27 protein-coding genes are annotated in these 26672 nt (G+C 69.7%); 19 read left to right on the top strand and 8 right to left on the bottom strand.

The window, feature by feature from the left end; all coding sequences use genetic code 11:
• Window positions 1–181: TRAP transporter large permease subunit (locus tag VGO20_RS05890; RefSeq protein WP_327501374.1), on the top strand; the 181-nt coding region annotated here is incomplete at its 5' end.
• Window positions 182–221: 40 nt separating this feature from the next.
• The gene (locus VGO20_RS05885) at window positions 222–1013 is read left to right on the top strand and encodes a sulfite exporter TauE/SafE family protein (RefSeq protein ID WP_327501373.1); all 792 of its coding nucleotides are present in this window, start codon (window positions 222–224) and stop codon (window positions 1011–1013) included.
• 26 nt (window positions 1014–1039) lie between these two features.
• Here VGO20_RS05885 and VGO20_RS05880 read toward each other — a convergent pair whose 3' ends face one another.
• Window positions 1040–2533 (bottom strand): aminotransferase-like domain-containing protein, encoded by a 1494-nt coding sequence (locus tag VGO20_RS05880; protein WP_327501372.1) that lies wholly within the window; start codon window positions 2531–2533, stop codon window positions 1040–1042.
• A gap of 260 nt (window positions 2534–2793) precedes the next feature.
• Between VGO20_RS05880 and pta the strand changes: the two genes are divergently transcribed.
• The 5 genes from pta (at window position 2794) to VGO20_RS05855 (ending at window position 8861) form a co-directional block, all read left to right on the top strand.
• The gene (pta, locus tag VGO20_RS05875) at window positions 2794–3810 is read left to right on the top strand and encodes a phosphate acetyltransferase (protein WP_327501371.1); all 1017 of its coding nucleotides are present in this window, start codon (window positions 2794–2796) and stop codon (window positions 3808–3810) included.
• A gap of 170 nt (window positions 3811–3980) precedes the next feature.
• Window positions 3981–4367, top strand: a complete 387-nt coding sequence (locus VGO20_RS05870) for a nuclear transport factor 2 family protein (RefSeq protein ID WP_327501370.1) — start codon at window positions 3981–3983, stop codon at window positions 4365–4367.
• A gap of 27 nt (window positions 4368–4394) precedes the next feature.
• A complete protein-coding gene (locus VGO20_RS05865) occupies window positions 4395–5810 on the top strand; it encodes an NAD(P)/FAD-dependent oxidoreductase (protein WP_327501369.1) in 1416 nt (471 codons plus the stop codon).
• Window positions 5811–5882: 72 nt separating this feature from the next.
• A complete protein-coding gene (gene xsc / locus VGO20_RS05860) occupies window positions 5883–7658 on the top strand; it encodes a sulfoacetaldehyde acetyltransferase (protein ID WP_327501368.1) in 1776 nt (591 codons plus the stop codon).
• A 156-nt stretch (window positions 7659–7814) separates the two neighbouring features.
• A complete protein-coding gene (locus VGO20_RS05855; RefSeq protein WP_327501367.1) occupies window positions 7815–8861 on the top strand; it encodes a YeiH family protein in 1047 nt (348 codons plus the stop codon).
• A gap of 3 nt (window positions 8862–8864) precedes the next feature.
• Here the strand turns inward: VGO20_RS05855 and VGO20_RS05850 are convergent, their stop codons facing one another.
• From VGO20_RS05850 to VGO20_RS05835, 4 genes are all read right to left on the bottom strand, one after another.
• Window positions 8865–9278 carry a VOC family protein gene (locus VGO20_RS05850; RefSeq protein ID WP_327501366.1) on the bottom strand — a complete coding sequence of 138 codons (414 nt, stop codon included), beginning with the start codon at window positions 9276–9278 and terminating at the stop codon, window positions 8865–8867.
• Window positions 9279–9333: 55 nt separating this feature from the next.
• The gene (locus tag VGO20_RS05845; protein ID WP_327501365.1) at window positions 9334–9813 is read right to left on the bottom strand and encodes an HPP family protein; all 480 of its coding nucleotides are present in this window, start codon (window positions 9811–9813) and stop codon (window positions 9334–9336) included.
• A 182-nt stretch (window positions 9814–9995) separates the two neighbouring features.
• A complete protein-coding gene (gene hemN, locus VGO20_RS05840) occupies window positions 9996–11348 on the bottom strand; it encodes an oxygen-independent coproporphyrinogen III oxidase (RefSeq protein WP_327501364.1) in 1353 nt (450 codons plus the stop codon).
• A gap of 123 nt (window positions 11349–11471) precedes the next feature.
• Window positions 11472–13745, bottom strand: a complete 2274-nt coding sequence (locus VGO20_RS05835) for a nitric-oxide reductase large subunit (protein ID WP_327501363.1) — start codon at window positions 13743–13745, stop codon at window positions 11472–11474.
• A gap of 186 nt (window positions 13746–13931) precedes the next feature.
• Here VGO20_RS05835 and VGO20_RS05830 point away from each other — a divergent pair, with 186 nt between their 5' ends.
• Entirely contained in the window at window positions 13932–14318 is a 387-nt protein-coding gene (locus tag VGO20_RS05830) for a hypothetical protein (protein WP_327501362.1), read from the top strand.
• A 61-nt stretch (window positions 14319–14379) separates the two neighbouring features.
• On the opposite strand, the gene VGO20_RS05825 is transcribed toward VGO20_RS05830, so the two are convergent.
• A complete protein-coding gene (locus VGO20_RS05825; protein ID WP_327501361.1) occupies window positions 14380–15594 on the bottom strand; it encodes an NnrS family protein in 1215 nt (404 codons plus the stop codon).
• A 250-nt stretch (window positions 15595–15844) separates the two neighbouring features.
• Here VGO20_RS05825 and VGO20_RS05820 point away from each other — a divergent pair, with 250 nt between their 5' ends.
• Together VGO20_RS05820 and VGO20_RS05815 are read left to right on the top strand one after the other, a co-directional pair.
• The gene (locus tag VGO20_RS05820; protein WP_327501360.1) at window positions 15845–16285 is read left to right on the top strand and encodes a pseudoazurin; all 441 of its coding nucleotides are present in this window, start codon (window positions 15845–15847) and stop codon (window positions 16283–16285) included.
• A gap of 39 nt (window positions 16286–16324) precedes the next feature.
• The gene (locus VGO20_RS05815; RefSeq protein WP_327501359.1) at window positions 16325–16951 is read left to right on the top strand and encodes an NnrU family protein; all 627 of its coding nucleotides are present in this window, start codon (window positions 16325–16327) and stop codon (window positions 16949–16951) included.
• Window positions 16952–16969: 18 nt separating this feature from the next.
• On the opposite strand, the gene VGO20_RS05810 is transcribed toward VGO20_RS05815, so the two are convergent.
• Entirely contained in the window at window positions 16970–17611 is a 642-nt protein-coding gene (locus VGO20_RS05810; protein ID WP_327501358.1) for a DUF4142 domain-containing protein, read from the bottom strand.
• A 144-nt stretch (window positions 17612–17755) separates the two neighbouring features.
• On the opposite strand from VGO20_RS05810, the gene napE reads away from it, so the two are divergent.
• The 6 genes from napE to VGO20_RS05780 are packed head-to-tail and all read left to right on the top strand — an operon-like array spanning window position 17756 to window position 22405.
• Entirely contained in the window at window positions 17756–17980 is a 225-nt protein-coding gene (gene napE, locus VGO20_RS05805; RefSeq protein WP_327501357.1) for a periplasmic nitrate reductase, NapE protein, read from the top strand.
• Window positions 17981–18002: 22 nt separating this feature from the next.
• On the top strand, window positions 18003–18512 hold the full coding sequence (napF, locus tag VGO20_RS05800) for a ferredoxin-type protein NapF (protein ID WP_327501356.1): 510 nt from the start codon (window positions 18003–18005) through the stop codon (window positions 18510–18512).
• On the top strand, window positions 18502–18774 hold the full coding sequence (locus VGO20_RS05795) for a chaperone NapD (protein WP_327501355.1): 273 nt from the start codon (window positions 18502–18504) through the stop codon (window positions 18772–18774). Before napF ends, VGO20_RS05795 begins: the two co-directional genes overlap by 11 nt.
• Window positions 18775–18801: 27 nt before the next feature.
• Window positions 18802–21294 (top strand): periplasmic nitrate reductase subunit alpha, encoded by a 2493-nt coding sequence (gene napA, locus VGO20_RS05790; protein WP_327501354.1) that lies wholly within the window; start codon window positions 18802–18804, stop codon window positions 21292–21294.
• Window positions 21295–21308: 14 nt separating this feature from the next.
• Window positions 21309–21791, top strand: a complete 483-nt coding sequence (locus VGO20_RS05785) for a nitrate reductase cytochrome c-type subunit (protein ID WP_327501353.1) — start codon at window positions 21309–21311, stop codon at window positions 21789–21791.
• A complete protein-coding gene (locus VGO20_RS05780; RefSeq protein ID WP_327501352.1) occupies window positions 21788–22405 on the top strand; it encodes a cytochrome c3 family protein in 618 nt (205 codons plus the stop codon). Before VGO20_RS05785 ends, VGO20_RS05780 begins: the two co-directional genes overlap by 4 nt.
• Before the next feature lie 56 nt (window positions 22406–22461).
• On the opposite strand, the gene nirK is transcribed toward VGO20_RS05780, so the two are convergent.
• Window positions 22462–23517, bottom strand: a complete 1056-nt coding sequence (gene nirK / locus VGO20_RS05775) for a copper-containing nitrite reductase (protein WP_327501351.1) — start codon at window positions 23515–23517, stop codon at window positions 22462–22464.
• Between nirK and VGO20_RS05770 the strand changes: the two genes are divergently transcribed.
• From VGO20_RS05770 to VGO20_RS05760, 3 genes are all read left to right on the top strand, one after another.
• Window positions 23516–23662 carry a hypothetical protein gene (locus tag VGO20_RS05770; protein ID WP_327501350.1) on the top strand — a complete coding sequence of 49 codons (147 nt, stop codon included), beginning with the start codon at window positions 23516–23518 and terminating at the stop codon, window positions 23660–23662. The two genes, nirK and VGO20_RS05770, sit on opposite strands and share 2 nt — an antisense overlap.
• Window positions 23663–23669: 7 nt before the next feature.
• Complete coding sequence (locus VGO20_RS05765) at window positions 23670–24389, top strand: Crp/Fnr family transcriptional regulator (protein WP_327501349.1); 720 nt, start codon at window positions 23670–23672, stop codon at window positions 24387–24389.
• Window positions 24390–24892: 503 nt separating this feature from the next.
• On the top strand, window positions 24893–26672 hold a 1780-nt coding region (locus VGO20_RS05760), incomplete at its 3' end, for an SNF2-related protein (protein WP_327501348.1).

The following is a 26672-nucleotide window of genomic DNA, read 5'->3' as shown; positions in this document are numbered from 1 at the left end:
CGGCTTCCAGACGCCGCCGCTGGGAGAGAACCTGTTCGTCTCCTCCGGCGTCTCGAACACCAGCATCGAGCGGATCTTCGTCAAGATCATCCCCTTCACGATCATGAACATCATCGCGGTCTTCCTGATCGCGTTCTTTCCCGGGATCGCGCTCTGGCTGCCGCGGCAGATGGGTTTCTGACGGCGCCCCCGCCGGCCTTTCGGTCCGCGAGGCGCGGTAGATGATCCCCGAGATGATGGCGGACCTGCCGGCCTGGAAAGGCTTCGACCCCGGGACGGCCGGGGCCGCCGTCGCGGTGGTCCTCGCGGCTGCGGTGCTGCGCGGCTTCGCGGGGTTCGGCTTCGCCATCGCGGCGGTGCCGCTCCTGAGCCTGGTGATGCCCCCCGGCGAGGCCGTCCCGCTGGCGGTGGCCCTGCAGCTGTGCGGCGGCCTGACGGACCTGCCGCGGCACGGACGCCGCTGTCACTGGCCGTCGCTGCGATGGCTGATCGCCGGAGCGTCGATCGGGTCCCCGGCCGGGGTCCTGGCCCTCGCGAGCTTTCCGGCCGGGGTCGCCCGGCTCGCCATTTCGGCGGTCTGCGCGCTCGCCATCGCCGCCCTGGCGCTCGGCTTCAGCCTGCGCGCGCCGCCCCTCGGCAGGACGGCGGCGCTCGTGGGGCTGACCGCGGGCGTGTTCAACGGCCTCGCCGCCATGCCCGGGCCGCCGGTGGTCGCCTACTACATGGCCTCCGCGCTGAGGCCCGAGACCGTCCGCGCTTCGCTCCTGGTGTTCTTCGCCGCCACCTCCGCGGCAGCGGCGGCGAGCCTGCTCGCCGCCGGCCTGCTGGAACCGGGCCTCGTCCCGCTCACCCTGGCGGGCTTTCCCGCCATGCTGGCCGGCACATGGCTCGGGGAGCGCCTTTTCGCGGGGGCTGCCGGCCGGGCGCACCGGACCGTCTCGCTCGTGCTGCTGGCGGCGGTCGCCGTCGCGAGCGGCGCGAAGGCGATCCTGGAAATCGCGGGAGGACCGTAGCCGCCCGGCGACGGCCCGCGCGGGCCTTACCCGCTCACGGCGCGATGGGCGGCATCCAGCGCCGCGCCGGACGAGGCGGGCCGCTCCGGCACCGGCGACGACTGTTCGGCGGCGCGTGCCAGCCGGCCGAGCAGCTCGATCCCTGCCTCGATGCGGTGGGTCGGGATCGCGGAGAACCCCAGCCGGAAGAAGTTCAGCGGCGGCTGGTCGTCGAGGAAGAACACGTCCCCAGGCTCGATCAGCACGCCGGCGTCCCGCGCCCCGGCGGCGAGGCGGCGGCTGTCGAAGCCTTCCGGTCCGCGGACCCAGGCGCTCGATCCGCCCGTGCCGAAGCGGCACTCGAACCCGTCCATGTGCTCGGCCAGCGCCGACCGCATCACGAGGGCGCGTTCCGTCAGCACGTCGACGCAACGCCGCAGGTGGCGGTCGAAATGCCCCAGGGCCAGGAACAGCGCCATCGCGCGCTGATTGTTGGTCGGCGGGTGGCGCATCATCAGGCGCCTCAGCGCGCGGGCCTCGCGGATCAGGTCGGGCGCTCCGACGATGAAGCCGAGCCGCAGGCCGGGCGCCAACGTCTTGGACAGGCTGCCGACATAGGAGACCCGCCCCGACGGATCGTGGGCCCGCAAGGTGGATGCCGCGTCGGAGCTGAGCCCGAAATTGCTTTCGTAGTCGTCCTCGATCAGCAGGATGTCCCGCTCGGCCGCAAGCTGCAGCAGCGACGCCCGCCGCGCGGCCGAGAGCGTAACGCCCGTCGGGCAGTGGCGGGCCGGCGTCAGCAGCAGGACCGAGCAGGCATCGGGTATCCGGTCGGCGATGGCGCCCTCGTCGTCGACGGGCACCGGCACGACGTGCGGCGTGCGCAGGCGGAAGATGTTGCGCGCGTCGGGATAGCCCGGGTCCTCGATCCCGACCACGTCGTCCCGGCCGACCAGAAGATGGGCGAGGATGTAGAGGGCCTGCTGCGCGCCGAGCGTGACCATCACCTCGTCCGGACCGGCCCAGATGCCGCGGCGCGGCAGGACGCGGGTGCGCAGCTGCTCGATCAGGTACACGTCGTCGCCGTCGATCATGTCCGCGGCCCAGCCGCGGATCTCCAGCACGCTCAACGCCTGCCTGACGCATTCGCGCCAGTCGTTCGCCGGGAAGATCGCCGGATCAAACTGTCCGTAGATGAACGGATAGGGATACGAGCTCCATTCGCGCGGCTTGGCGATGTTGCGCTGGCGCGACGGGTACGCGCGCAGCCTGGCGCTCCAGTCCACGCCGGCGCCGGACGGCTCGTCCCGCCCTGCCATGTCGGGGCGCATCGGCTTCGCCTGCGGGCACACGAAGTAGCCGCTCCGGGCCCGGGATTCGAGCACGCCCTCGTCCACGAGCTGCTGGTACGCCAGGAGGATCGTGTTCCGCGCGACGCAGAGACAGTCCGCGAGCGCCCGGCTGGACGGCAACGGGGTTTCCGGCCGCAGCCAGCCCTCGGCGATGGCCGCGACGATCATTTCCCGTACGCGCGTCTGCAAGGAACGACCCGTCGCCTCGCTGCGGACGAACAACCGGTCCCACTCCGCCGAATTGATCCGGCGCTCCGTAGACATCGCATCCCCAGTCGCAGCGTACTTTACCGCACGATCATCGGGTCGGGCGGCTGTGCCCGTCAATGTTCTCGACGACGTGCTCCGACGACTGGGGCGGCGTGGTCCAACGATTGGGCGGAACTGGTGCTAGATGCTTCCACGCGATCGGCCTTACTCGTAAAGCGGCTCCCCGCAGGAAGAGACCGATGAAGCCGTTCGACGATCTACTGGCCCGCGCGCGGCACCGGCCGCGCCACATCGCCCTGGCCGAAGGCGACGATCCCCGCGTGGTCGAGGGCGCCCTGCGCGCGTTGCGCGACGGGGTGGCCGAGGTGACGCTGATCGGGCCGGCATCCGCCGTCCGCGAGCATCTCGAGCGGCAGGGCGGCGGCGACGGCCTGGCGCTCCGGGTCGTCGATCCCGCGACCGCCCCGCATCTGGAGCGCTACGCGCAGGAACTGCTGGCGCTGCGCAAGGCCAAGGGCATGACGCCGGAAGCGGCGGCGCAGGTCGCGCGCGATCCCCTCTACCATGCCGCCCTGATGGTGCGGCTCGGCGAGGCGGACGGCTGCGTCGGCGGCGCCGTAGCGACGACGGCGGCGACGGTCCGGGCGGCGTTGCAGGTGATCGGCCCGGCGCCCGGCAGCGGCCTCGTCTCCAGCTTCTTCATCATGATGCTGTGCGAGCCGCATCACGACGCCCTGAAGGGCGCGATGATCTTCGCGGACTGCGGCCTCAACGTCTCGCCCGACGCCGAGGAACTGGCCCGGATCGCCATAGCCTCGGCCGACAGCGCGCGCGACCTTCTGCATCTGGAGCCGAAGGTGGCGATGCTGTCCTTCTCGACCGGCGGCAGTGCCAGCCATCCCCTCGTCGACAAGGTCGCGACCGCCACCGCGCTCGCGCGCGCGGCGAGGCCGGACCTGGCCATCGAGGGCGACATCCAGCTGGACGCGAGCCTCATACCCGAGATCCGGGCGCGCAAGACGACCGGATCGGGGACCGCGGGCATGGGCGCGGGCGCGGCGAACGTGCTGATCTTCCCGGACCTGAATGCCGGCAACATCGGGTACAAGCTGGCCGAGCGGCTGGGAAAGGCCAAGGCGATCGGCCCGGTCCTGCAGGGCCTCGCGAAGCCCGCCAACGACCTCTCGCGCGGCTGCACGGCGGACGACGTCTTCCGCATGATCGTGGTGACGGTCGCGCAGGCCAACGCCCGGTGAGCACCCCGTGAGCACCCCGTGAGCCGACGCCGTCCTCTCTGGCGCAATGCTTGATCCCAAGCTGGCTCTAACCGCCGACCCCGCCCCGCCCGTAAATTCCCACGACAACAGAATACATCCGTCGCGGCTCCGCGGCAGTGGGATGCACAGCAGGCCCAAGGAATAACGTCATGTCAATCGAGACCGACCGCCACGCGACGCTTGTCGAGATCTTCGAAGCGTTCAACAGACACGATGCCGATGCCGTCGTCGCCCGCATGACCGAGGACTGCGTCTTCGATACCGTCGGAGGGTCCGACGTCCACGGGACGCGCATCCAGGGACGCGCGGTCCGGGACGCCTTCGCGGCCGTGTGGGCCGGGATGCCCGACGCGCATTGGGAAGTGACGCGCCACACGATCGCCGGCGACCGCGCCTTTTCCGAATGGACGTTCACGGGGACCGACCGGCAGGGCATGCGGACCGAGGCCGAGGGCGTCGACCTCTTCACCTTCGAGGGCCCGCGCGTGGCCGGCAAGCGGGCGTTCCGCAAGCAGCGGCCCAGCTTCAAGGCCTGACCCCCGCCGTCCACCCGGAGCCCCATCATGCAAGCCCATGCAATCCAGGCAGAAACTCCCCGCGCGGCGGCCGGCGGCACCTGGGCGCGCTACGACCCGCTCTACGATCCCCTGGTCGGCCCGGTCCCCGGCCACGGCCAGGACTACGCGCCCACCTACTGGGTCGCGACGGCGGGCGAGGCGCCCCCGGACGACGGACCGGTCACCCGCGACATGGACGTGGACGTCGCCATCATCGGGTCCGGCTTCACCGGGCTTTCGACGGCGCTGTTCCTGGCCCGCGAGCACGGGATCAAGGCGACCGTCCTGGAGGCCAACCGCGTGGCCTGGGGCTGCACGAGCCGCAACGGCGGACAGGCGCAGGCGGCGTCGGGACGCCTGTCCCGGTCGCAATGGATCCAGCGCTGGGGCGTGGACGTCGCCAGGCGCATGCACGCCGAGGTGCTGGATGCCTTCGACACGTTCAAGGCCCTCGTCGCGGACATCGACTGCGACCCGCAGGCGGGCGGCCATCTCTACGTCGCCCATAACCGGAAGGCGCTGGCCAAGCTGACCGCCGAGACCGGCGTCCTGAACGAGGTCTTCGGCTACGGCGCCCGCATGCTGACCCGCGACGAGCTGCATCGCGACTTCGTGAACGAAGCGGAGGCCGTGGGCGCCCAGCACGAGCCCGAGGGGATCGGCGTGCATCCGCTGAAGCTCGCCCACGGCTACCTGCGCAGGGCGCGGGAACTGGGCGCGACCGTGCATCCCTCCAGCCCGGTCACGGGCTGGACCACCAGCAACGGCGTCCATCACCTCAGGACGCCCGGCGGCGTGGTCCGGGCCCGGGCCGTGGCCGTGGCGACGGGCGGCTACACCGCCCAGATGCTGCATCCGCGCCTGCGCAACCGCGTGATGCCGATCCTGTCCAACTCCATGGTGACGCGGCCCCTGACCGCCGGCGAGATCGAGGCCTGCGGGCTGAAGACGCACCAGGTCATTACCGACACGCGCGTGCTGCGCTTCTACTACCGTCTGCTGCCCGACCGGCGCATGCAGATCGGCAGCCGTGCCGCGGTCACCGGCTCGGAGGCGGCGAACCCGGTCCACCTGAAGGTCCTGACCGACGGCCTGGCCCGCAAGCTGCCGGCGCTGGCGGGGATCGACATCGACTACTCCTGGTGGGGCTGGGTCGACGTCAGCCACGACATGATGCCCCGCATCCATCAACCCGACCCGGCGGAGACGCTGTACTACGCGCTCGGCTACGGCGGCAACGGGGTGATGTATTCGGCGCAGGCGGGCCGGCGCATGGCGCAACGCGTTGCGGGCGTCCAGGACCCGGCGCTCGACCTGCCGATCTTCCGGTCCGAGCTGCCCGGCCACGTCTTCGCGCCGTTCCGGCGGATGGGGCAGCGGATGCTCTATCTCTGGTACCAGCTGAAGGACGAGTACCTGTAGTCCGCGCGCCGTCATCGCCACGCCGCCAACACCTCCCGACAGCAAAAGCCCGACAGCAAAAAGGTAGCCGCCATGAAAATGACGACCGAGGAAGCCTTCGTCAAAGTCCTCCAGATGCATGGCATCCAGCACGCCTTCGGCATCATCGGCTCGGCGATGATGCCGGTCTCCGACCTCTTTCCGAAGGCCGGCATCACGTTCTGGGACTGCGCGCACGAGACCAACGCCGCGCTGATCTGCGACGGCTACAGCCGGGTGACCGGCAAGATGGCGGTGGCGATCGCCCAGAACGGCCCCGGCGTGACCGGCTTCGTGACCTCGATAAAGACGGCCTACTGGAACCATACGCCGATGCTTCTGGTGACCCCGCAGGCCGCCAACAAGACGATCGGCCAGGGCGGCTTCCAGGAAGTCGAGCAGATGGCGATGTTCGAGAAGATGGTCTGCTACCAGGAGGAGGTGCGCGATCCGTCCCGGGTGCCGGAGGTCCTGAACCGGGTGATCGAGAAGGCCTGGCGCGGCTGCGCCCCGGCCCAGATCAACATCCCCCGCGACTACTGGACCCACGTCATCGACGTCGAGCTGCCGCAGATCGTGCGCCTCGAACGCCCGTCGGGCGGCCGGCAGGCCGTCGCCGAGGCGGCCAGGCTGCTGTCGCAGGCGCGGTTCCCGGTGATCCTGAACGGCGCGGGCGTGGTCATCGGCGGAGCGATCGCGGACTCCATGGCGCTGGCCGAACGGCTCGACGCCCCGGTCTGCTGCGGCTACCAGCACAACGACGCCTTCCCCGGCAGCCATCCCCTCGCCGTCGGCCCGCTCGGCTACAACGGCTCGAAGGCCGCCATGGAGCTGATCGCCAAGGCCGACGTCGTGCTGGCGCTGGGTACGCGCCTGAACCCGTTCTCGACCCTTCCCGGCTATGGCATCGACTACTGGCCGAAGGACGCGAAGATCATCCAGGTCGACATCAATCCCGACCGCATCGGGCTTACCAAAAAGGTGTCGGTCGGCATCTGCGGCGACGCCGGGCAGGTCGCCCGGCAGATCCTCGAACAGCTTTCGCCGGCGGCCGGCGACCAGGGGCGCGAGGGGCGCAAGGCGCTCATCCACCAGACCAAGTCCGCCTGGCTGCAGATGCTCTCCTCCCTCGACCACGAGGACGACGATCCCGGCACGCGCTGGAACGTCGAGGCGCGCGAGCGCGACGCCGAGCGCATGTCGCCGCGCCAGGCCTGGCGGGCGATCCAGGCCGCCCTGCCGGCCGACGCCATCATCTCGACCGACATCGGCAACAACTGCGCGATCGGCAACGCCTACCCGACCTTCGAGGCGGGGCGCAAATACCTGGCGCCGGGCATGTTCGGGCCGTGCGGCTACGGCTTTCCCGCCATCATCGGCGCGAAGATCGGCTGTCCGGACGCGCCCGTGATCGGCTTCGCCGGCGACGGCGCGTTCGGCATCTCCATGAACGAGATGACCTCGATCGGCCGCGAGGAATGGCCCGCCATCACCATGGTGATCTTCCGCAACTACCAGTGGGGCGCGGAGAAGCGGAACACGACGCTCTGGTACGACAACAACTTCGTCGGCACCGAACTCCACCCGAGCCTCAGCTACGCGAAGATCGCCGAGGCCTGCGGTCTCAAGGGCGTCACGGCGACGACCCAGGAGGAGGTCACCGAGGCCCTGCGGAACGCCGTCCGCGACCAGGCGAACGGGATCACCACCTTCGTCGAGATCATCCTCAACCAGGAGCTCGGCGAGCCCTTCCGGCGCGACGCCATGAAGAAGCCGGTCGTCGTCGCCGGCATCGATCCGTCCGACATGCGCCCGCAGAATCCCGTCTGAGCGCGGCCCGCTCCACGCCACGACCGCATCGGCGCGACGGGGGCGAGGCGGGCACCGCGCCCGCCTCGTCCCCTCCTCCGCCCCTCCTCCGCCCTGCGGCGGCGCCCTTCCCGTTCCCTTTTCGCCCCGTTCCCTTTTTTCGCGACGACGGACGACATGATGCTCGAACATCCGGTCGGCGCCCGAATGGGCGCTTCGATCCAGGCGTGCCGAACGCGGCTCGCCGAGACGAGCCCCGGCTTTCTGGTCGCCGTCACCATCGCGCTCGCGAGCACCTTCATCTCCGACCACTACGGCGGGCCCACCCTTCTCTACGCCCTGCTGTTCGGCATGGCGCTCCATTTCCTTTCGCAGGACGGCCGCGCGGTGCCGGGGATCAACTTCACGGCGCGGGTCGTGCTGCGCGCGGGCGTCGCGCTGCTCGGGGCCAGGATCACGGCCGGCCAGATCGCGGCGCTGGGCTGGGAAACCGTCGCCTGCGTCCTCGCCGGGGTGGGCAGCACGATCCTGTGCGGCTGGCTGCTGGCCCGCCTGCTCGGGATCGAGCGGAACTTCGGGCTCCTGTCCGGCGGCTCGGTCGCGATCTGCGGCGCTTCGGCGGCGATGGCGCTGTCGGCGGCCATGCCGCGCGGGCAGCACGGCGAACGCAACCTGATCCTGACCGTGGCACTCGTCACGACGCTGTCGACGGTCGCCATGATCCTGTACCCGCCCGTCGCGACCGCGCTGGGGCTGACCCATGCGCAGGCCGGGGTCTTCCTGGGGGCGACGATCCACGACGTGGCGCAGGTCGTCGGCGCCGGCTACATGATATCGGTAGAGACCGGCGACACCTCGACGATCGTCAAGCTCGTACGCGTCGCGCTCCTGGCCCCCGTCGTCATGTGCTTCATGATCGGCTTCCAGCGCCGGACCGGGTCCGGAAGCGGGTTCCGGGTGCCCATGCCGCCGGGGTTCCTCCTGGCGTTCCTCGCCCTGGTCCTGGTCAACAGCGCCGGCCTGATGCCGGCCCCGGTCGCGCACGGCCTGGCGGAGGTCTCGCGCTGGTCCCTCGTGGCCGCGATCGGGGCGCTCGGCGTCAAGACGTCGATGCGGGAGCTGGTGGCCGTCGGCTGGCGGCCGGTGGCGGTCGTCGTCGGCGAGACGCTGTTCCTGGCGGCCCTGATCCTGACCGCGATCCTCGGCCTGGGAGTGGCCGGCTAGGCGTCAGCCCGGTTCCGGCCGGATGTCGCCCCGATGCACGACGTGCACCTTGTTCCCGTCGGGGTCCCGCAGATACGCGCCGTAGTAGCCGTCCCCGTAGTGGGGCCTCGGCCCCGGCCGGCCTTCGTCCGTGCCACCCGCCGCCAGGCCGGCCTCGTACGCGGCGTCGACTGCCGCCGGCGAGCCTGCGGCGAAGGCGACCATGGCGCCGTTACCGGCGCTTGCGGGCGCTCCGTCGAACGGAAGATAGACGTAGAACCTGGGCAACGCCTGGCCGGGCACCACCCAGCCGGCGCCCGCCGGTCCCCCGTCGGGCGCCACGGCGCGCCGCCGCAGCCCGATCGGCGACAGGACCGCATCGTAGAACGCCGCCGCCCGCTCCAGGTCGCGGCAGCCGACCGTCACGTGACTGAACATGAAACGCTTCCTCCTTATCCCTGGGTTCCACGAGGCCAAACCCGCACGCGCCCCTTCACCGGTGCGGGTACCGTACCGGCGACGGCGGCAGGACATGGTACGCGGCGGCAAGCAGCACGAGGCACAGCGCCCCCACCGGCACCACCTTGACCAGCGTCGCCGCGGGAGTTCCGCCAAGCAGCAGGATGGGCAGGGCGCCGGCCGGTGGATGGGTGGTGCGGAACAGCGCCATCAGGAGCATCACGGCCCCGACGCCGAGGGCGGCCGCCGTCCAGTGGACCGGCAGCAAGGTGCCGAGCGCCAGGCAGACCAGCGTCGCCAGCACGTAGCCGACGAGCACGTTGACCGGCTGCGCGGGCGAGCTCGTCGGATAGCTGAAAAGGATCACGCAGGTCGCCCCGAAGGGGGCGAGCAGCATCGGCAGGTCGGTCGCGCTCGCCAGCCCGCCGATGGCCGCTATTGCGAGGCCGCCGCCCAGGGCGGATTTCGCCCCGGCCAGGAACGAGGACGGGCGCGGTTCGTGGCGAACCAGCAAATGGCGGAACCGGCGGACCATCGAGGCTGAGCAACTCTATTGGCGGTGCGATTCCGTGATACCGGTTCTCCACGCCGGGACCGAGAAATTTCCGCCTTTTTACATACCCCATTCGTTGAATGACGGACCTGCGTGTACCGCATGCAATGGGATTGCCGCCGCACGCCGCGCAAGACGCGGCATCAGACGGCCGGCGCGTGCCGGCGGCCCGGGACCGGCAGATGGGCATCGAAGCATGCCGCGACCGCCCGCACCAGAGGACGGGCCGACTCGGGAACCCGGATGGACCCGCCCTCCAGCATGGCCACGCCGTCGGTCACCAATTGGTCCAGGCCCGGCAGGTCGGCGACGAAGCTGGCGGCATCCCGGCCGTGCCGGGCGCACACGGCGCCGAGGTCCACCGAGAAGTCGCACATGATGCGCTCGATCAGCTCGGCCCGCAGCCGGTCGTCCTCGCTCAGCGCGAAGCCCTTGATCGTGGCCAGCTCGCCCGCCTGGATGCGCTTGGCGTAGCTTCCGAGGACGACCGCGTTCTGCACATAGCCCTGCGGCAGGCGGCCGATGGCGGACGCGCCGAAGCCGAGCAGCAGGTCGCCGCGGTCCGTCGTGTAGCCCTGGAAATTGCGGTGGAGCGTCCGCGCGTCCGACGCACGCGACATCGGGTCGTCGGGATGGGCGAAGTGGTCCAGGCCGATCCGCCGGTAGCCGGCGGCCCCGAGGGCCTCGGCGATCGCCTCGGCCTGGGCGTGCCGCTCGGCGGCTGCGGGCAGGACCGTCTCGTCGATCTTGCGCTGATGCGGCTTGAAGCCGGGAACATAGGCGTAGCCGAAGACCGCGAACCGGTCGGGCCTCAACTCCAGGCACCGCGCGACGGTGTCCAGGCACGAGGCGACGGTCTGGTGCGGCAACCCGTAGATCAGGTCGAAGTTGATCCCGCCCACGCCCGCGGCGCGCAGGCCGTTCGTCACCTCCGCAGTCTGCTCGAAGCTCTGTATCCGGTTGATGGCCCGCTGGACCGTGGGGTCGAAGCTCTGCACGCCAAGGCTCGCCCGCGTGACGCCGGCCGCGCCCAGGGCGGCCGTCATGGCCGGCGTCAGCGTGCGGGGATCGATCTCGACCGCGACCTCGGCGTCCGGCCGCAGACGGAAGCGGTCGCGCAGCAGGTCCATGAGCGTCAGGAAGTCCTCGGGCCGGAGGAGCGTCGGCGTGCCGCCGCCGAAATGGACGTGCCCGACGCCGAGCGGGTGCGCGAGCGCCGAGGAGACCGCCGCGATCTCGCGCCGCATCGCGTCCAGGTAGTCCAGGACGGGCCCGTCGTGCCGGGTGATCGTCGTGTGGCAGCCGCAGTACCAGCACATGGAGCGGCAGAACGGGATGTGCAGGTAGAGCGAGGCTTCGGCGTCCGCCGGCACCTGCGACAGCCAACGCCGGTAGGTCCGCGCGTCCACCATCTCGGAGAAATGCGGCGCCGTCGGGTAGCTCGTGTATCTCGGCAGGCGCTGTTCCGCATAGCGGGTCAGGATCTCGGATCGCATCGTCTGGAACTCCGCGGCTCGGGGCCGCGCTGGCGGTTTGGGATCTTCCTGCTCGGCCGCGGGCCGGAACGCCGGTGCACAGGAAAAGGGGACGGGGGAGGCGCGCCGCCTCCCCCGGGAAGGTCATTCGGCCGGCTGGACCGCTGCCGGGACCGGCGTGCGGACCGGCGTGCCGCGACCCCGCACCAGGCGCAGCGCGAACACCGCGAGGACCACCGCGCCGATGCTGAAGACGACGTCGCCGGGCACGCGCATCCACACCAGCGTCTCCATCACGGGCGAGTGGATGATCTCCGGCGAGCGGGCGTACCACATGCCGTTGTTGATGCTGGCCCAGGCCTGATAGATGCCGGCCGGGAACAGCGACAGGAACGACATCATGGCGAGGCCGCCGTTGAGCAGCCAGAACGTCCATTTCAGCAGACCGTCGTTCCAGGCCAGCCGGTTCGCCAGGCCGCGCAGGCAGAACAGCATCAGGCCGATGCCGAGCATGCCGTAGACCCCGAACAGCGCGGTGTGGCCATGGTTCGCGGTCAGGTTCAGGCCCTGCACGTAGTAGAGCGCGATCGGCGTGTTGATGAGGAAGCCGAAGACGCCGGCGCCGAGCAGGTTCCAGAACGACACCGCCACGAAGAACAGGATCGGCCACTTGTAGGTCTGGACCCAGGGCGCAGCCCTGGTGTGGCGATAGGTCTCGAAGGCCTCCGCCCCGACGAGGGCGAGCGGCACGACCTCGAGCGCGGAGAACACCGAGCCGATCGCGATCACGGAGACCGGGGTCCCGGCGAAGTACCAGTGGTGCGCCGTGCCGAGCACGCCGCCGAACAGGAACACGATCGTGCTCGCCAGCACCGCGACGTTGGCGGTCTGGGCGCGCACCAGGCCCAGCTTCACGAACAGCAGGCTGATGACCGCCGTCGCGAAGACCTCGAAGAAGCCCTCGACCCACAGATGGACCACCCACCAGCGCCAGTACTCGACCATGCTGAGATGGGTGTGCTTGCCCCACATGAAGCCGGCCGCGTAGAACATGCCGATCGCGATGGTCGACAGGAACATCACGAGGAGCACGGGCTTGCTCTCGGACGGGCTCTTGAGCGCCGGCCAGAGCGCGCGGCCGACCAGGACCAGCCACAGCATCAGCCCGACGAACAGCAGGATCTGCCAAAAGCGGCCGAGATCGACGTATTCCCAGCCCTGATGGCCGAACCACCAGTTCGTGTCGAGGTCGAGCACCTGCTGGACGCCCAGCCATTCGCCGGCCATGGAGCCGAGTACGACGAACACGAGCGCGCCCCAGAGCACGTTCACGCCCAGCCGCTGGAACCTCGGCTCGTGGCCGGAGATCGCCGGCGCGATGTAGAGCCCGGTGGCGAGCCACGCGGTGGCGATCCAGAAGACCGCGAGCTGGGTGTGCCAGGTGCGGGTGACCGCGTAGGGCAGCACCTCGCTCAGCGGAATGCCGTAGAAGTCGTGCCCCTCGACCGCGTAGTGGGCGGTCACGGCGCCGAGCGTGATCTGGAGCAGGAACAGGCCGATGACCGTCAGGAAGTACTTGCCGGTCGCCTTCATCGAGGGCGTCGGCCGCAGCGCGAGCAGCGGATCGGCGGTCGGCGGCGTCACGTGGCCTTCGTGCTGCGTGCGTGCGTGATGCCAGACCAGGGCGCCGATGCCGGCGACCAGCAGGACGATCGAGAGAACCGACCACATCACGTTCGGCGCGGAGGGCACGTTGCCGATCAGCGGCTCGTTCGGCCAGTTGCTGGTGTAGGTGACGGTGTCGCCCGGCCGCTCGGTGCCGGCCGCCCAGGCCGTCCAGAAGAAGAAGGCGGCGATGTCGGCCCGCCGGCCGGCGTCGGGCACGGCGTCGTTGGCGATCGCGTACTGCTCGCGCAGGCCCGCCAGCTCCGGATCGTCGCCGAGAAGCGCCGCGTAGTGGCCGGCCACGTCCCGGATCGCCGCCGCCCGGTCGGTCCCGACGACGATGGTGCCGGTGGCGGGGTCGAAGGTATTGGTCCGGATCTCGGCCGTCAGCCGGTCGCGCAGCGACGCCTGCCGGCCCGAGTCCAGGTCGCCATAGGCGGCGCCGTGATCCCTGAGGGCCCACAGGTCGAGCAGGGCGAGGCTTTCGCGATGCAGCCAGTCGGCCGACCAGTCTGGCGCGACGTAGCCGCCATGCCCCCAGATGGAGCCGACCTGCATGCCGCCCATCGACTGCCAGGCGAGGCGGCCCTGCTGGATGTCGTCCTGCGTGTAGAGCAGCGAACCGTCCGACGCGACGACCTGCGTCGGCATCGGCGGCGCTTCCCGATGTATCTGGCGCCCCATCAGCCCGAGCACGGCGAAGGAAGCCGCCATGACCAGGGCGAGGACCAGCCAAAGCTTCTTGGTTTGCATCGCTCGTCTTCTTTCAGTTCGCGATACGCGGGGCACGGGGTCCCGTACCCGACGGGCCGACCTTACGAGCCCCTCGCCACCCGGTCTTTGACGTGGCGCAAACTTCCGGCGGGTTCGGCCGCGACGGGGTGAGAACCGGGCCTGCCGGTTGTTGGGACCGGGGCAAGAAAACCACAGGAGGATTCCATGGACGTCCGACACACCCTGCTGGCGCTGGCCCTGCTGGCCCCGGCGGTCGCGCTGGGCCCTTCGGCCGCGCTCGCCCAGCAGCAGGCTCCCGGCACCCCGGCGCAGGAGGAGAACGACTGCCGCTTTCTCGAGCGGTCCTTCCAGGAGGTCTATGACGGCCTGCGCGCGGCCGGCCAGCGGACGCAGGCGGGACACCCCCCGGGCGGCGCCCAGGGCCAGTCCGGGTCGAGCATGGCCCGCCTCGCGACGCAGAACCCCGAACTGGTCGCGATGTTCGTGGGCATCCAGCGCAACATCATCATGATGCATCAGGCGCGCGGCTGCGCGGCATCGGACCTGATCGCCATCGCCCGCCAGGAGGCGGAGGCCTATTCCAGCAACTGAGCGGTCCTGCCGAAGGCTCCGTGCCCATGACGGAGCCTCGGTGCGGCGCGCTCCTCCGGCCTCACCCCGGACGGCCGTCCGGCCGCGGCCGCATCAGGATCGGCGCGTAGAGGATGCAGAAAAGGCCGAAGCCGGCCGCCCACATCAGCCCGGACGCGCCCAGCGCATGCCGGTAGGCATCGCCCCCGGTCGCCAGGGCGAGCACCGGCGCCGCCGTCCTGACCAGCCCCGCGAGGACGACCAGGACATAGGCGGCGGTGATGCCGGGCGAGGCCTCGAGGCTGCGGCCCGTGTGGCCGAGGGCGGCCCGGCTCATCACGGCCAGGATCATGGTCGCGAAGCAGCCCGCCGTCAGCGCGTGGAGCCACGCATCCCCGAGGGGGAGGCCGAAGGTCAGCTCGGCGCCTTTCAGGACCAGCCCCAGGCACAGCCAGGCATAGCCCGCGTGCAGGATCCACAGGAGCGGATCGTGCAGCGTCCTGTGCCCCTGCCAGCGGGACAGCCGGACGGCGTGGGCCGCCGCCGCCGCGAGTGCTGCGAGGCCGGCATAGGCGCTACCCGGCAGCACGAGGTCGAGCGGGACGAGGGCGGCGGTCAGGACCAGGGCGGCGCGATCGGTCCACGGGGCCAGCTCGATGGCGACGTCCGGGTCGCGCCTGCGCAGCGCGTTGCGGGTGAAGGCGGGAATGATGCGGCCGCCGACCACGGCGATCATCATCAGGACGACGCCGATCGCGAGCGCCGTGCCGTGGCGCGCGGTGTCCGCCGTCGCCTCCGCCCATTCCAGCCGCACGAGGAGGTTGGCGAGCGTCAGCAGCGCGAGCAGGCCGAGAAAGGCGGTGTTGCGCGCCTTGCCCGCCCGGATCAGCGCCACCGTCACGGCCAGGCCCAGCGCCGGAAAGAAGGCGAGGTCCACGGCGGCCGCCACGGGCGACGCGGCGAGCGCGGGCAGCGAGGCGATCCGGCCGGCGAGGAAGAGCGCCACGAGCCCCGCGAGCACCGCGCCGGTCACCGGGCGCGCTCCCGTCCAGCTCGGGATGGCGGTCAGCATGAAGCCGCCGACCGCGGCCCCGACGAAGCCGAACAGCATCTCGTGGCCGTGCCAGCCGGCGGGAGGCACGCTGAACGCGGGCGCGAGCCCGCCTGCGAGGATCACCAGCCATGCCGGGACCAGGATCGCCGCCGAGAGGCCCGAAATCAGGAAGAAGGGCCGGAAGCCGTAGGCGAAGAGCGCGAAGCGGGCCGTTCCCGGCCCGGTGACCGAAGCTGCCGTCATGACGACGTGCCTCCCGTTGCGGGCAACCGGGCGGCGCATGCCGCATCCGCCCGTGACGCCCCCAGGCTAGCCGGATCGCATGGGCACCGCTTTGCGCTGGCTCAAATAGACCGACCGCGGACACCGGCCTGCGCAGGAAGCGCGCGGGATTTGCGCCAGGTCAAGGAAGCCGGCGCGGGATGCGCCTATCTGGTCGGGCATGGAGAGGCCAGGACCACCGTCGGCCTCGCGTGATGGAAAGATCGACGACATGACCCGTTTCCTGCCTGCAGTCGCCCTGCTCGTCGCCCTCGCCGCCCCGGTCGCGGCCGGCGCCGCCGAACACGAGGTGAAGATGCTGAACAAGGGCGCGGAAGGCATGATGGTCTTCGAACCCGCGGTTCTGAAGATCGCACCCGGCGATACCGTGCGCTTCGTGCCCACCGACAAGGGGCACAACGCCGAAAGCGTCAAGACGATGCTGCCCGACGGCGCGCAGGCCTTCGCCGGCAAGATGAACCAGGAGGTCACCGTCACCTTCGACGTGCCCGGCCTCTACGGCTACCAGTGCAAGCCGCACCTCGCGATGGGCATGGTCGGCCTGATCCAGGTCGGCGACGACGCCCCCAACCGCGCCGCCGTCGAGGCGGCGGCCGGCAAGCTGCCGAACAAGGCGAAGCAGCGCCTGGGCGACCAGCTCGGCCAGCTCTGAGCGCCGTCCCGGCGTGATGATCCGAACGAGGAACGCCCCATGCTGATGCTGTCCGCCGCCCTCCTGTTCCTGGTCGCGAGCCACGTCGTCCCGTCGCAGGCGGCGGTCCGCGGACGGCTGGTGGCGAGGCTGGGCCGCGGGACGTTCCTTGCCGCCTACTCGCTCGTCTCGGTGGCGGCGCTCGCCCTGGTGATCGCCGCCTACCGGAGCGCGGGGACCGGGACTTGGCTGTGGTACCCCGTCCTCGAAGGCCGGTACGCGGCGCTTGCGGCGATGCCGGTCGCGATCCTGCTGCTGGTGTGCCGGCTGACGCAGGACCCGTCGCGCATGGCCGGGATCTACCGGATCACGACGACGCCGGGCAGCCTCGGCGTGCTGCTGTGGAGCCTGGTCCATCTGCTGAACGTCGGCGAGACGAGGACCGTCGCCGTCTTCGTCGGCATGGCCGCGATCGCCGCGGCGAGCCTGCTGCGCAATGCCATGCTGGCCCGGCCGCGCGGCGCGGCCGGGGCCGTCCCCTTCGCCCGCATCCTGTCGGGAAGCGAGCGGTTCGCTCCCGCGGAGATCGGCGTCTGGCGGCTGCTCCTCGCCGCCGCCGTCACCGCGTCCCTCGTCCATCTGCACCCGCTTGTGATCGGCCCCGATCCGCTGGCCGGCGTCCTGTAGGTGCGGACCGGTCAGCACCTACGGCTCCGCCCCTTCCGCCGTGTCGGAATACGGGGCGGTGGTGCGCTGCGGCACCGCCTCGGTCGGGGGCTGCCGCTGGTCGGGCATCACGCCGACCGGCCCCTGCACGATCGGATAGACCTCGCGGCGAAGGGCCTGGACCGCGTCCAGATGCTCCGCCAGCTCGGTCTTCTGCGCGTCGGCCAGGCGGCGGAGGTCCTCGTCCCGGGCCTGGGCCGCCATCCTGGCCACGAGATTGTAGTGGCGCATGTGGCTCTGCGCGCTCGCATGGGCGTAGGCCTGGTCGAATGCGGGACCCTCGACCGTCCTCAGCCGCTCCAGCGTGGCGGCCGCGTCCCGGTCCCTCCCCTCCACGGGCACCCGGACGCCCATGTCGCCGGCGACCTGCCGCAACGCCTCCACCATCTCCGCGTGGTCCTCCTCGTCCCGTGCGGCGAAACTCCGGACCGCCTCCGTCGCCGCCCGCTCCCGTGCGAGCCGGGCCGCCTCCCGCTCGAACGTCGCCCGTTCCAGCGCCTGCAGGACGAGGTGACCGTCGGGCCCCTCCGTCGCGTCCCCGGTCCCGGCGCGCACCTGCGCCGCCAAGGGGTGCGCGAGGAGCAGGACCGCCGAAACCGCAAGAGGAATGTGTCGATGCATGCGCCGCTCCGTCCCGTTCTGCCGCCCCGGCGGCACAGGCCGCCTTCGGACCGCAACAGGCTGCGGAACGAATTGTGGCGCGAGCAGTTGCACGAGAACGACAAAGACATCACCATGGCCTCTCGGGAGATTTAGGGAGGAGGTATGGCGGAACGGCACAAGATAGACAGATCTGTCCAAGACTATCACCCGGAAGCGGCAGGAGATCCACCTGCCGATTCGGCCACGAGACGCAGTGAAATCGTCATGTTTCTGCTGCTGGCCGTCGTCATTTGGCCCTTCGTCACCGTAGCGGTCGTCGGCGGCTATGGTTTCATTGTCTGGATGACGCAACTGATTCTCGGACCACCCGGTCCCCCGCCCGTCTGACGACATCCGGAATGACCGCGCCATGATCAGAGACGGCATCGATCCCGCGCGCCGCGCCTTGCTCCGGGGCCGTTCGCGCGTCGAGCCCGCGCCCCTGCGCCCGCCCTGGGCGCGCCGGGACGGCTTCACCGACGCCTGCACGCGGTGCGGCCTGTGCATCGGCGCCTGTCCGGACGGCCTGCTCGTCCGGGGCGACGGAGGTTTTCCCCGGATCGACTTCACGCTGGGCGAATGCACGTTCTGCCGGGCCTGCGTCGATGCCTGCCCCGAGCCCGCCTTCGACCGGTCCGGCACCCCCTGGGACATCGTCGCGGCGATCGGCCCGAAATGCCTCGCCCGGCAAGGGGTCGTGTGCCGAAGCTGCCGCGACGCATGCCCGGCCGCCGCCATCTCCTTCACGCTGGAGCCGGGAGGGATCGCCATCCCGAACCTGGACCCGCGGGCATGCACGGGATGCGGCGCCTGCGTGTCCGCATGCCCGGTCGACGTCGTGTCGATGCGCCGCAACGATGGAGCCGCCGATGCCGGCTGAGGTCCACATCGCCAGCCTTCTCGTCCATGTGCGCCAGGACTGCGCCGACGCCGTCCGGGCGCGCGTCGCCGAGATGCCCGGCGCCGAGGTCCATGCGGTGCAGTCCGGCAAGATGATCGTGACGCTGGAAGGTCCCCACGAGGGCTGGGTCGCGGACCGGATGTCCGAGATCAGCCTGGCCCCGGGGGTCCTGTCCGCCGTCCTGGTCTTCCACCACGTCGACCCCGAAGAGCACGTCGACCCCGAAGAGGCGGCTTCTTGAAACCGCGAAGCCGAGGGAGGAAAAAACATGTTGAGCCGTCGCACCTTCATCAAGGCCCAGGCCGTCGCCACGGCCGCCGCGGCCGGCGGCATCACCCTGCCGGCCACGGCCCAGCCGGCCCTGGTCGCCGGCGAGGACGCGGAGCTGAAATGGTCCAAGGCGCCGTGCCGCTTCTGCGGCACCGGCTGCGGGGTCATGGTGGCGACCAAGGACAACCGGGTCGTCGCGACCCATGGCGACATGCAGGCGGAGGTCAACCGCGGCCTCAACTGCGTGAAGGGCTATTTCCTGTCCAAGATCATGTACGGGGCGGACCGGCTGACCCAGCCGCTGATGCGCATGCGCGACGGCCGCTTCCACAAGGACGGCGACTTCGCGCCGGTGTCCTGGGACGAGGCCTTCGACGAGATGGCCCGGCAATGGAAGCGGGTCCTGCGCGAGAAGGGGCCGAAGGCCGTCGGCATGTTCGGCTCGGGGCAGTGGACGATCTGGGAGGGCTATGCCGCGTCCAAGCTGATGCGTGCGGGCTTCCGCTCCAACAACCTCGACCCCAACGCCCGCCACTGCATGGCCTCGGCCGCCGTCGCCTTCATCCGCACCTTCGGCATGGACGAGCCGATGGGCTGCTACGACGACATCGAGCATGCGGACGCCTTCGTCCTGTGGGGCTCCAACATGGCGGAGATGCACCCCATCTTGTGGACCCGCGTGACCGACCGGCGGCTCGGCGCCCGCCACGTCAAGGTGGCCGTGCTCTCGACCTTCGAGCACCGCAGCTACGAACTCGCCGACATCCCGATGATCTTCACGCCGGGAACCGACCTGGCGGTCCTCAACTACATCGCCAACCACATCATCTCGACCGGCCGCGTCGACCGCGCGTTCGTCGAGAAGCACTGCAACTTCCGCATGGGCCAGACCGACATCGGCTACGGCCTGCGGCCGGAGCACGCGCTCGAGGTCCGCGCCGCCAACGCGGGCGACCCCGGCGTCTCCCAGCCCAGCAGCTTCGAGGAGTTCGCCCGGTTCGTCAGCACCTATACGCTGGACTACACGGCCGAGCTGACCGGCATCCCCGCGAACCGGCTCGAAGCGCTGGCCGAGCTCTACGCCGATCCCGACGTCAAGGTGATGTCCTTCTGGACGATGGGCTTCAACCAGCACGTGCGCGGCGTCTGGGCGAACCACCTCATCTACAACATCCATCTGCTGACGGGGAAGATCTCCGAGCCCGGCAACAGCCCCTTCTCCCTGACCGGGCAGCCTTCGGCCTGCGGAACCGCGCGCGAGGTCGGCACCTTCGCCCACCGCCTGCCTGCGGACATGCAGGTCGCCAATCCCGAGCACCGCGCCTATGCCGAGAAGATCTGGCGGCTCCCCCCGGGGCTGCTGCCGGCCCAGCCCGGATACCATGCCGTCCAGCAGGACCGGATGCTGAAGGACGGCAAGCTCAACGCCTACTGGATCATGGTCAACAACAACCTCCAGGCGGCGCCCAACAGCGACAACGAGACCTGGCCCGGCTATCGCAATCCCGAGAACTTCATCGTCGTGTCGGACGCCTATCCCACGGTCACGGCGATGGCCGCCGACCTCATCCTGCCGGCCGCGATGTGGGTCGAGAAGGAGGGCGCCTACGGCAACGCCGAACGCCGGACCCATTTCTGGCACCAGCTCGTCTCGGCACCCGACGAGGCGCGTTCCGACCTGTGGCAGCTCGTCGAGTTCTCCAAGCGCTTCACGGTCGAGGAAGTCTGGCCGGAGGAGACGCTGGCCCGGCATCCCGAGTACCGGGGACGCAGCCTCTACGACGTTCTGTTCGCAAACGCGGTGGTGTCCCGGTTCCCGGTCGCGGACATCGATCCCGACTACGAGAATGCGGAAGCGCGGCATTTCGGCTTCTACATCCAGAAGGGCCTGTTCGAGGAATACGCCGAGTTCGGGCGGCATCACGGGCACGACCTCGCCCCCTTCGACGTCTACCACGAGGTGCGCGGGCTGCGCTGGCCGGTGGTCGACGGCAAGGAGACGCTCTGGCGCTACCGCGAGGGCTACGACCCCTATGTCGAGGCCGGCCGGGACGTCCAGTTCTACGGCAACCCCGACGGGCGGGCGATCCTGTTCGCTTTCCCCTACGAACCGCCGGCCGAGTCGCCCGACGAGGAATTCGACATGTGGCTGGTCACCGGGCGCGTGCTCGAGCACTGGCATTCCGGCTCCATGACCATGCGCGTGCCCGAGCTCTACAAGGCCGTGCCGATGGCCCTCGTCTACATGCATCCCGACGATGCCGACGCGCGCGGACTGCGCCGGGGCACCGAGGTGAGGGTGATCTCGCGGCGCGGCGAGATGCGCACGCGCGTGGAGACGCGGGGGCGCAACAGGCCGCCGCGCGGCCTCGTCTTCGTACCTTGGTTCGACGCCAGCAGGCTGATCAACAAGGTGACGCTGGACGCGACCGACCCGATCAGCAAGCAGACCGACTTCAAGAAATGCGCCGTCAGGATCGAGGCCGTCTGAGAAGGAGCCGAGGCATGAGGACACGATACCTGGCCGTGCTGGCGGCGATCCCTCTCCTGATCCCGGCGGTGCTGCCCGCCCAGGGACAGGGCGCGCCGGACGCCCCTTTCCGCCCTCCCGTCTCGTTCCTGGACGAGCCGGCCACGCCACCGATCCCTCCGGAGGTCACGGACGACCGGCGCGTCGCGAGGAACTATCCCGAACAGCCGCCCGTGATCCCCCACAACGTCCGGGACTACCAGATCAACCTGAACACCAACCGGTGCCTGACCTGCCATAGCCGTCAATACACGCAGGCGGTCCAGGCGCCGATGATCAGCATCACCCACTACGTGGACCGGGACGGGCAGACCTTGGGCTCCGTGTCGCCGCGCCGGTATTTCTGCATGCAGTGCCACGTCCCGCAGACGACGGCCGAGCCGGTCGTCGAAAACCTGTTCGAGGACGCCGACACCCTGATCATGCGCTCCAGGCAGCAGGAGGGCCGCGGCGAATGAGGCTGCCCCGATTCCTTCGCCGCCCCTGGCGGCTGATCTCCAGCCCCGCCAGCCATCTCAGCCTCGGGTTCCTGACGCTCGGCGGCTTCGCCGCCGGCGTCGTCTTCTGGGGCGGCTTCAACACCGCCCTCGAGGCGACGAACACCGAGCGCTTCTGCATCAGCTGCCACGAGATGGAAGCCAACCTCTACGAGGAGCTGAAGACGACGATCCACTTCACGAACCGCTCCGGCGTCCGCGCGACCTGCCCCGACTGCCACGTACCCCACGAATGGACGGACAAGATCGCGCGCAAGATGCAGGCGTCAAAGGAGGTCTGGGGGCATCTGTTCGGCTCGATCGACACCCGCGACAAGTTCCTCGACATGCGCCGCCACCTCGCCGAGCGCGAATGGGCCCGCCTGAAGGCGAACGATTCCCTCGAATGCCGGAACTGCCACAGCGACGAGTCCATGGACATCACGAGGCAGGGCGCACGGGCGGCCCGGGTGCACCAGGAATTCCTGTTCACCGGAGAGCGGACCTGCATCGACTGCCACAAGGGCATCGCGCATCAGCTCCCCGACATGACCGGCGTCCCGCCGGGGTGGAGCGACGCCGCCTTCGGGCCGTGACGCGCGCGAAAGGCCCGCCGGATCGCTCCGGCGGGCCTTCCCGCGTCGGGTTCGGGTCAGTGGGCCGTCTGCATCTGCGTGACCTGGGTCGGGCTCGCATGGTCCTTGAAGACCCCGGTGTCCACCGGGCCGTCGACCGTGATCGTGCCGATCAGGCCGCGCGCGGCGCGCGACAGGGCGTGGTCGACCAGCAGGTAGTCGCCGGGGACCTGGAAGGTGATGTCGACGGCCGACGCTCCGCCCGGCGGCACCGTGATCGTCTGGACGTCTTGCAGCGGCTCCGACGTCAGCGAGGCGAGGCTGTAGACCTGGTCGAAGATCTCGCCGATCACGTGGAAGCTCGAAGTCTTGTTGGGGCCGCCGACGCCGAAATAGATGCGGACCGTCTCGCCGACATTGGCGTGAAGCGCCTTGTCCCCGGTCAGCGCCTTATCGGCGCCGTTGAAGACGTAGTACTCGGGCTGCTCCGCCAGGAGCTTGTCGAAGCTTTCGGTCAGCTCGCCCTGCGTGCCGTAGGCCTCCTCCGTGTAGATCTCGCCCTGCATCACGTAGTATTCTCTATCGACGGGCGGCAGGCCGCCCTCCGGCTCGACGAGGATCATCCCGTACATGCCGTTCGCGATGTGCGAGGCCGCCATGGGGACCGCGCAATGGTACACGTAGAGGCCGGGGTTGAGCGCCTTGAACGTGAAGCCCTTGGTCTCGCCGGGTGCCGCCGTCGTGGCGACGCCGCCGCCGCCCGGACCGGTGACGGCATGGAAATCCACGTTGTGCATCATCATGCTGTCTTCGTCGTTCTTCAGGCTCACCTCGATGGTGTCGCCGACGCGGGCGCGCACGAAGGGGCCGGGGACCTTGTCGTTGTAGGTCCAGTAGCGGTAGGTCGCGCCGTCCAACAGCTGGCCGGTCACCTCGGTCGTCTCCAGGCCGACCGTCAGGTGACGGGGCGCGCGCGCGCCGATCGGGGCCGGAAGGTCGGTGGCCGGCCGGACGATGTCGGCGATGCCGGCTTCGGCGTGCCCGTCGGTCCCGGCGGGCTGGGCTGCGGCCGGCAGCGTCGCGGTCAGGGCGGCGACGGCGGTCGTGGCGAGCAGGGTACGCAGCGTGTTCATGGTCTTCGCCCTCCAGGGGCTCGTTCGGTTTGTTTCCGATACCTGGAAGATGCGCGCGATCGCCCCTGCCCTCTTTGCGCCGCGACAAATCCACGATCGTTTTCCGGGCGCCGCCGGCGGGCGCCGTCTCTTCGCGAAAGGCTGACGCCGCCATGCCCCTGACGCCCGACCGGTCGCTCATCGCGAAGATCGATCTGTTCTCCGGCCTCGACGCCGACGCCCTCGACGACGTCGTGCGCCGCGGACATACCCGCCGCCTGCCCAAGGACATGCAGGTGCTCGTCCAGGGCGACCCGGCCACGACCTGCCACGCCGTCATCGACGGCCGGATCAAGATCTCCCAGACCACGCCGGACGGGGGCCAGGTCGTGCTCCGCTACCTGGGTCCGGGCGAGATGTACGGCACCCTCGCCGTCCTGATGGGCATTCCGCTGCCCGCCGACGCGATAGCGGTCGTCGACAGCGTGGAGATCTACTGGCCGGCCGCCGCGATGGCGGACCTGATCGAGCGGCATCCGAAGATCGCGCTCGCCTCCAGCCGGCTGGCCGGGGGACGGCTGGTCGACCTCCAGACCCGCCTGCGGGAGGTCACGACCGAGCGCGTCGAGCAGCGCCTCGCGCGCACGCTCCTGCGCATGCTGGGCCAAGCCGGACGGCGGACCGCGGAGGGCGTCGAGATCGACTTCCCGATCACCCGCCAGGAACTGGGGGAGATGATCGGCGCCACGCTGCACACGGTCAGCCGCACGCTGAGCGCATGGGAGGAGCACGGCATCGTGGAAAGCTCGCGGCGGCGCATCGTCGTCCGCGACCCCGACGCCCTCGCCGCCATCGCCGAGGAGCCGCGGCCCCCGGCAGCCGCCGCGCCCTGACGGGCACGCAGCCGGGCCGCCCCGTCAAGCAGGCCGGCCGAAGATCACCCTGCCCGGGGGCGCGGCGTTCATTCTCTACGAAGCGCTGATTTCGGTGGAAAGGATGGTGGGCGCGACTGGGATTGAACCAGTGACCCCACGATGTTAAGGAAGGTCCCGACCTCCACCTCCGGATAACTCCGGCCCATTGTTCCGGGCGACCACACCTCGGCTGGCCCGGCTCTTCCCGGGCAACGGGTCCAGCGGCAGATTAAGCGGGTGCCCGGCGCCGCATTCCCGCGGGATGTCGCGGCTGGCTGGAACCTTCTCGACTACGCCGCGGGTGATCGCCTGGAGCGAACGCCCCATCGGCGCCCGAGCCGAGGCGCAGCCGAGCGTGAAGGCGTCGACGTTGGGCAATTATTTTCCCGGCGCGGTATAAACTTCTTTAGCGCGAGCGCGGCGGATTTCTGAGAGAATAATAGCCGACCAAAAATGTTGATTGCGCAGCGCCTGAGCGAGATATGCCCACCAACTTCCATGCCATCTATTTTGCTCATGAGTTGACGCGGTCTAGCCAGAGCAACGACGTCACCCGACTGTCGCGTTCGCTGCTGGACGCGGCGATCGACCTCAACCCTCATCAAATCGAAGCGGCACTCTTTGCATTGCGGTCGCCACTGGACACCGGCGTGCTGCTTGCCGATGAGGTCGGCCTGGGCAAGACGGTCGAAGCCGGCCTCCTGCTGCTGCAGAGCTGGGCAGAGCACAAGCGCCGCCTGGTGGTCATCTGCCCAGCTAGCCTGCGTCGTCAATGGGCAGCCGAGTTGACGGAGAAATTCGGGCTGCCCTGCGCCATCCTTGATCGGCGGAGCTTGGCGAAGACATCGGATCCGAATCCGTTGGACACGGACAGGCATGTCTCGGTGATATCATATGGTCTCGCGGCGAGCCTTGAGGGGCCACTGAGGACGACGACATTCGACCTTGTCGTCATGGACGAGGCGCACAGGCTTCGCAACAGCTGGAAACCCAACAACGTCATCGGCAGTCGGCTGCGTGACGTCCTTCGGGGCCGCCGAAAGGTTCTACTGACCGCCACGCCGCTTCAGAACTCTACCATGGAGCTGTACGGCCTGGCATCGCTGGTCGATGAGTACATTTTCGGCGATGTCGCCACGTTCCGCCGGAACTTCACCGGCAACGGATTCAACATGGAAACCCTGCGCGGCCGCCTGCGTAGTTTCTGTCACCGGACCCTGCGTAGAGATGTCCAGGAATATGTGCAGTATACGGAGCGTTGCCCCATCACCGTTCCGTTCCAGCCGACGGATGCGGAACAGGATCTCTACACGGCCGTGAGCTCCTTTCTACAGAGGGACGAGGTTCTGGCCCTTCCCTCGCGTCAGCGACAGCTGATGCTCCTGGTCATGCGCAAGCTGCTGGCCTCCTCCACCCAGGCGATCCTGGGAACGCTGGACACCATCATCCAACGTCTGGAAGCGTCGGGGGCCGGCGCGGGCAGCGGGTATGATCCCGACGATACCGCCGATCTGCTGGGCTCCATCATGGACCGGGAGGACCTGCCGGACGAAGAGATGGAAGATGCGTGGGATGATCCCACGATCGATGCGTCCCCGCCTGCGCAGGCATCCTTCGATGAGGAACTGCGGGAGCTTCGCCGGATACGGGGGCTGGCGGCGGCCATCACCGACGACACCAAAGCGGCGGCACTGCTCAGGGCTCTGGAGCTCGGGTTCGCCGAGATGGAAAGGACCGGGGCGGCCCAGAAGGCCCTGGTCTTCACGGAGTCACGCCGGACACAGGACTATCTGCGGCATTATCTCGAGACCAACGGGCACGCCGGATCCGTCGTCATGTTCAACGGTGGGAACGGAGACCCTGGCTCCCGTGCCATCCTTGACGAATGGCTGGCCGCCAATCCGGATCTTGCGACCGGATCCCGGCCCATGGACATGCGCACCGCCCTGGTGGAGCGCTTCCGCACCGACACGTCGATCATGCTGGCCACCGAGGCAGCTGCGGAGGGGATCAATCTTCAGTTCTGCTCGCTTGTGATCAACTACGACCTGCCTTGGAACCCCCAACGCATCGAACAACGGATCGGCCGCTGCCACCGGTACGGGCAGCGTCACGACGTGGTCGTGATCAACTTCATCAACGAACGCAACGCCGCCGACCGCCGGGTCTACGAGTTGCTTGACCAGAAGTTCCGGCTTTTCCGGGGCGTATTTGGTGCGTCGGACGAAGTACTGGGCGTGCTCGAAGCGGGCATAGACCTGG

It is taken from the genome of Arenibaculum sp., from assembly GCF_035998295.1.
In the GTDB taxonomy this organism is placed as follows: domain Bacteria; phylum Pseudomonadota; class Alphaproteobacteria; order Azospirillales; family Azospirillaceae; genus DASYHS01.
This window is presented reverse-complemented; position numbering and strand designations above follow the sequence as displayed.